The 5,974-nt window shown below is 73.1% G+C and carries 6 protein-coding genes; all 6 read right to left on the bottom strand.

Features of this window, described 5'->3' with window-relative positions; all coding sequences use genetic code 11:
- Positions 1-853 (bottom strand): DUF5954 family protein (locus E1293_RS43540; RefSeq protein WP_132205470.1); only part of this gene is annotated, 853 nt, incomplete at its 3' end.
- Positions 854-922: 69 nt separating this feature from the next.
- Complete coding sequence (locus E1293_RS43535; RefSeq protein ID WP_165978679.1) at positions 923-1,981, bottom strand: rod shape-determining protein; 1,059 nt, start codon at positions 1,979-1,981, stop codon at positions 923-925.
- 184 nt (positions 1,982-2,165) lie between these two features.
- Positions 2,166-3,047: a metal ABC transporter permease gene (locus tag E1293_RS43530; protein ID WP_132205466.1), complete on the bottom strand. Its 882-nt coding sequence runs from the start codon at positions 3,045-3,047 to the stop codon at positions 2,166-2,168.
- Positions 3,044-3,703: a metal ABC transporter ATP-binding protein gene (locus E1293_RS43525; protein WP_132205464.1), complete on the bottom strand. Its 660-nt coding sequence runs from the start codon at positions 3,701-3,703 to the stop codon at positions 3,044-3,046. The genes E1293_RS43530 and E1293_RS43525 overlap by 4 nt, the downstream gene beginning before the upstream one ends.
- Positions 3,700-4,611, bottom strand: a complete 912-nt coding sequence (locus tag E1293_RS43520; RefSeq protein ID WP_132205462.1) for a metal ABC transporter substrate-binding protein — start codon at positions 4,609-4,611, stop codon at positions 3,700-3,702. Before E1293_RS43520 ends, E1293_RS43525 begins: the two co-directional genes overlap by 4 nt.
- A 120-nt stretch (positions 4,612-4,731) precedes the next feature.
- Positions 4,732-5,583 (bottom strand): SAM-dependent methyltransferase, encoded by an 852-nt coding sequence (locus tag E1293_RS43515; RefSeq protein ID WP_132205460.1) that lies wholly within the window; start codon positions 5,581-5,583, stop codon positions 4,732-4,734.
- Positions 5,584-5,974 lie beyond the last annotated feature (391 nt).

Here is a 5,974-nt window from a genome sequence, read left to right as displayed (position 1 = left end):
GCTCGGGGCCGTCCGGACCCACGCGGATCATCCGGACGACGTGGGCGATCCGGAACCGCCGCCCGCACGCCACGAACTCGACGCCGTCGCCCGCCTCGACCCGGTCGGCGGCGCGGGCGTACTCGGCCAGCTCGCCCGGGCTCGGCGGCGCGCACCCGTCCGGCGTCGCCTTCGGCAGCAGCACGCGGAAGTAGTAGGCGAGGGCGGCGCGGGCGTCCCGCGGGCCGTTCCCGCGGGCGATCGGACGCCAGTGGACGTCGTTGTCCTCCAGGACGTCGAACTCCGGTGGCAGCAGCACCACCCCCGGGTACGCCGTGCCCGCGGCGGACTCCAGGCCCAGCAGCTCCTGCCGCAGCGCCGCGTCCGCCGGCCCGACGGGAGCGGCGGGGTCGATGCGGAACGCGCGCAGCGGCCCGTACTCGCCGTCGGTGACGCGGGCGGGTTCGGGCCCGTCGTCGCCGAACCGGGCGAAGCCGAGGACGCGCACGATCCGGTACCGGCGCGGCCCCGCGGCGCATTCGTTCACGACGGCCGGTTCGCCCTCCTCCGGGGCGAGCAGCCCGGCCAGCCGCAGCATCTCGTCCCGCACCCCGGCGTCGTGCCCCGCGGCGGCCTCGCGGAGATGGACGCCCAGGTCGGCGCGGGCCTCGCAGGGCTCCAGCGCGCCGAGCCGCAGGATCCGCCAGACGCCGCCCGCCTGCTCGGCGCCGCCGAACTCCGGCGGCCCCGTGCCCACGAGCCCCGGGAAGGCGCGCCGCCGCTCGGCCGCCTCCTGGTCGCGGACGGCCGCGACGGGCTCCAGCTCCCTGACGACGTTGATCACGTCGTGTCCGGGCATCCCTTCGAACGCCATGCGCCCATCGTGGCGCGCCCCCGCGGCTCCCGTGGCCGAAACGCCCGAGCGGTCACCGAACCGGTCCCGTCAGTACTCCGGGACGGTCGTCAGCAGGTGCGGGCGCGGCGAGCTGTCGCGGGCCGGCGGCTCCTGCGAGCCGGCGGAGCGCAGGACCTCGCCGGCGCCGAGGACGGCCGCGTCGCCGCTCTCGTCGCCGAGCCGCGCGGTCAGGCCGGTCCGGTCGCGGATCAGGCGGTCCAGGCCGGGCAGCCGGGCGCAGCCGCCGGTGAGGGTGATGCCGACGTTCAGCAGGTCGCCGGAGATCTCGGGCGAGCAGCCGGCCAGGCCGGCGCGGATCCCGTCGACGATCCGCCCCACCGGGTGCGCGATCGCGCGTCCGACGTCCACCGTGGTGAGGACGATGCCGCGCGGCATCCCCGTCGCGATGTCGCGCCCGTTGACGACGGTCTGCCGCACCGGGCGCCGGCCGAGCGGCGGCACCGCGCCGACCTCCAGCTTCGCCGCCTCCGCGGCGGACCGCGACAGCGCGACGCCGTGCTCGCGCCGGACCATCGCGATGATGGCGCGGTCCAGCGCCGACCCGCCGATGGTCTCGGTGTGCGAGGTGACGAGGCCGCCGAACGCGATGACGCCGACGTCGGTCAGGTCCGCGCCGATGTCGGCGATCACCGCGACCTCCGACCGCGCGGAGGAGGTCATGCCCATCCCGATCGCGGCGGCGATCGGCGTCGGCACGAGCGTGAGGCGCCGCGCGCCCGCCTGGTAGGCGGAGAACTGCAGCGCCCGGTAGTGGACGGACGTCATCCCGCTCGGGACCGTGACCACCAGCCGCGGCCGCGCGGTGTAATGCCGCCTGTGGTGCCGGCGGACCAGGTACCGCATCAGGTACTCAGCCTCGTCGGTCTCCGTCGGCGCGCCCTCGCGGATCGGCCGGACGAGGGTGACGTCGGGGTTGCGTCCGGCCATCTCCTGCGCGGGGACGCCCAAGGCCAGTATGTGGCCCGTCTGCCTGCACCGGGCGAGCAGTGACGGCTCGCGGCACACGACGCCCCGGTCCTTCAAGTGCATCCGCACCGTGGCACTGCCCAGGTCGATAGCGGTGTCGCGGCCCGCGAAATCCCACATCGCGTCCCCTCCCAATCGCCCCGAAAGTCGCAAGAGCCCAGTTGATTCCCGCGCTGCCTGCGGCGATGCCCACCGCCGGGTAAGCGAATGGCAACGTCCTGGCGAACACGGGTCCGGCATATCCGGAACGCCGCCCGCGCGGCGGTGCCCGGCCGGCCCGCAACGCCGGGCGGGCACCAAGAGATCATGTGGGGACGGTGTCGGGCCGCCGCGCCGTCCAGCCGCGCCGCGTCCGGACCGCGCCCGCCGCGCGGCACACCCCGTACAGCAGGAACGAGATCGTGGTGACGTACGGGCTGATCGGGATGCTGGAGCCGATCGACAGCAGGATCCCGCCCACCACCGACACCGTCGCCAGGCTCGCGCTCAGCAGCGGCATCAGCACCGGCGACGCGGTGACCCGGACCGCCGCGGCGGCGGGTGTGCAGATCAGCGCGAGCACCAGCAGCGCGCCCACGATCTGCACGGACACGGCCACCGCCAGGCCGAGCACCAGCATGAACACGGCCGACAGCGCCCGCACCGGGACGCCCCGCGCCGCCGCCACGTCCGGGTCCAGGCTGGCGAACGACAGCGGGCGCCACATGACCGCGAGGCACACCAGGACCACCGCCGACGTCGCGAGCAGCCAGGACAGCCGGGGCGTGTCGACGGCGACGATCTGGCCGGTCAGGATGCCGAACTTGTTGGCCGCCCGTCCCTTGTACAGCGCCAGGAACAGCACGCCGAGCCCGAGCCCGAACGGCATCAGCACGCCGATGACGGAGCCACGGTCGCGGGCCTTCGCGCCGAGCACCCCGATCAGCCCGGCCGCGACCAGCGCGCCCGCGATCGACCCGCCGGCCACGCTCGTCCCGAGCAGCAGCGCGGCCGCCGCCCCCGCGAACGACAGCTCGCTGATGCCGTGCACGGCGAACGGCAGGTCGCGCATGATGACGAACGTCCCGGCGAGCCCGCCGACGAGCCCCAGCACCGCCCCCGCGATGAGCGAGTTGCGGACCAGTGAGAGCAGGGCCCCGTAGTCCGCGAAGTTGAAGATCTCGCCCCATATCTCATGCAAGTTCATGCGGGGAGTGCCGCCGAATCGTGCGGGGCGGCCAGGTCGAGGACACGGTCGGCGTGGGGGAGGACGTTGGCGGTCTCGTGGGTGACGAAGACGATGGCCGTGTTGTGGGTCCGGCGCCTGCGGGCGATCAGTTCGGTCACGGTCTGCTGGTGTTCGGCGTCCAGGGAGGCGAGGGGTTCGTCGCACAGCAGGATGCGCGGGTCGGTCGCGAGGGCCTGCGCTATGCGGACCCGTTGCAGTTCGCCTCCTGACAGCAGTTCTACGGGAACGTCCGCGAACTGGGCGGCGCCTACGTCGCCGAGGACGTCCTCCACGCGGCGGCGCGTCTCGCCTTGCGGGCGCCACGGACCCCAGCGGTGGCCGTCGATGCCCATCCGGACCAGGTCACGGGCCCGCAGGGGCGTGTGCGGCGGGACGGACTTGTGCTGCGGGACGTAGCCGACCAGGTCACTTCCCCTCCGCGGCCGCCGCCCGTTCACCGTGACGGTCCCGGCGGACAGCCGCTGAAGCCCGAGCAGGACCTTGAGCAGGCTCGTCTTCCCCGACCCGTTCGATCCGAGGACGACGAGGAACTCGCCCGCCGCCACGTGGAGGGTGAGACCGCGCCACAGCGTCCGCTCGCCGTACGACAGGGCCGCGTCGTGCAGTGCGATCACGACAGCGCCTTCTGCAGTGCGGCGATGGTGCCGTCCATCCAGGTGATGTAGTCCTGGCCTTCGGGGAGGGTCTCGGTGACCGGCACGACGGGCACGCCGTTGCTCTTGGCGCCCTCCTCCACCTGCTCGGTCTGCGGTCCGCTCGTCTGCGCGTTGTAGACGAGCGCCTTCACCTTCTCGCCCGTGAGCAGCGCCAGCGTGTCCCGCAGCGCCCTCGGCGGGACGTCGTCCCCCTCCTCGATCGCCTCGCTGAACTCCTCCGGCGTCCGGTTCTCCAGGCCGGCCGCCTCCAGCAGGTAGCCGGGGACGGGTTCGGTGATCGCGACGTGGGCCCCCGAGTGCGCGGCCTTGACGGCGGCCGCCTTCCCTTCCAGGGTCGTGAGCTTCGCCTTGAAGGCGGCGGCGTTCGCCGTGAAGGTTCCGGCGTCGCCGGGGTCGGCCTTGGCCAGCGCTGCGGAGATCCGGTCGGCCAGTCGCGCGACGGACGGGAGGTCGTACCAGACGTGCTCGTTCAGTTCCTCGCCCGCCTGCGCGGTCTTCCCGGAGATCTCGACGGCGTTGAGGACGGCGGCCTTGGACTTCGCGCCCTTCAGCAGCGTGTCCACGAAGTCGTCGTAGCCGCCGCCGTTCTCGATGACCACGGCGGCCTTCGCCAGGACGAGCCGGTTGCGCGTCCCCGCCTCGAAGGAGTGCGGGTCCTGCGCCGGGTCGCTGATGAACGACGTCACCTTCACCTTGCCGCCGCCGATCTGCCGCGCGATGTCCCCGTACACGTTCGTCGAGGCCACCACGGAGACCTGGTCCGGTTCGGCGGCGCCGGAGGACGACCCGCAGGCGCTCAGGCCGAGCGCCGAGGCGGCGAGGACGGCGCCCGTCCCGATCAGGCGGGCACGCCGGGCAGAGATCATGAGTACTCCTGACAATGAAAACGGTTTTCAATGCAACATAACATGATCCATCCGAATTCCGGGCATACGTCACAGGCCGCCGTCCCGGCTCCGGGACGGCGGCCTGTGACGTCAGGGGTGCTACCGCTTGCGGACGACGCCGCCGTACTCGTAGATAGTGCGGTCCAGCTTGGACGCGCCCTCGTACTTCGCCAGCTCCTCCGGGACGGGGGCGAGCGGCGGCTGCACGTCCAGCGGACGCCAGTCGACCAGGTTGCACAGGCCCGGCTCGACCGGGTCGAACCCGGACAGCAGCGCGTCGATCTCGGTGGGGGTCCGCGTCTGCCACGGGATTCCGGCGCCGGTGACCTGCGCGGTCATCTCCGCGCTCTTCACCGGGTCGTCGCAGGCGACCTGGGAGAAGGTGAGGTGGCTGCCCGGCGCGGCCCGGTCCATGATCGTGTGCAGCACGCGGCGGGGGTCGTCGGCGTCGGGCAGGTGGTGGCCGACGGACAGGAACAGCGTCGCGACCGGCTCGGAGAAGTCGATCAGCCGCTCGACGTCCGGGTCCGCGAGGATGCCGTCCTGCTCGCGCATGTCCGCCTGGATGACCGTGGTCGAGGCGTCGCCGGCCAGCAGCGCCCGCCCGTGCGCGAGGACGATCGGGTCGATGTCGACGTACACCACGCGCGCGTCCGGCACGAACTCGCGGGCGACCTGGTGGACGTTCGCGTCGGTCGGCAGCCCGCAGCCCATGTCGATGAACTGGCGGATCCCGGCCTCGGCGGCCAGGTAGCGGACGGCGCGGTACAGGAACAGGCGGTTCTGCCGGGTGATGTCCAGCCCGGCGGGATGGTGCTCCAGCTGCCCCCGGATGAACTGCCGGTCGATCTCGTAGTTGTCCTTGCCGCCGAGCAGCCACCCGTAGGCCCGGGCGGACGTCGGCACGTCGTCCGGAATGTCCGCGATCGAGGGCCTGTCGTCATTGTCCACGTCCGAACGGTACCTCCGCGGGTGCCGGTCGGCGGGCCCTTCAACGATCTTGGTAGGCCCGGCGCCCGCTCGCCGGGCCTGGAACCGCGTCCGCGACGTGCGTGGGGCCGGCCGCGTACGCCCTGTCCGGCAAGCACGTCCGGGAACGGCCTTTCGTCATTCCCGGCGTGCCTGCCGAACTCGGCGACCTTGTCATAGGTGAGATTTAGGGGCCGACGTATTCGGCCCACGGGTGGGTGCCGATCTGCTTCCAGAAGGGCCGCCGGTGCGATGTGGCTTCGGTTCTCGGCCGGGGTTCGGGCCTGGCCTTCGACGGTGCGTCGCCGCGCGGCGGCCGGGCCGCGGAATCGGCCGGCTTCGCCGGGTGGCCGCCGGGTGGCGCGGCCTGTTG

The sequence above is a fragment of the Actinomadura darangshiensis genome (genome assembly GCF_004349235.1).
GTDB lineage: Bacteria > Actinomycetota > Actinomycetes > Streptosporangiales > Streptosporangiaceae > Spirillospora > Spirillospora darangshiensis.
Note: the sequence above shows the minus strand (reverse complement) of the source record. Positions and strands in the feature narration are given on the sequence as shown.

Coding starts and splice junctions, on each gene's coding strand:
- E1293_RS43520 (WP_132205462.1), bottom strand. CDS start 4,611: ATGATCTCTGCCCGGCGTGCCCGCCTGATCGGGACGGGCGCCGTCCTC.
- E1293_RS43535 (WP_165978679.1), bottom strand. CDS start 1,981: ATGTGGGATTTCGCGGGCCGCGACACCGCTATCGACCTGGGCAGTGCC.
- E1293_RS43530 (WP_132205466.1), bottom strand. CDS start 3,047: ATGAACTTGCATGAGATATGGGGCGAGATCTTCAACTTCGCGGACTAC.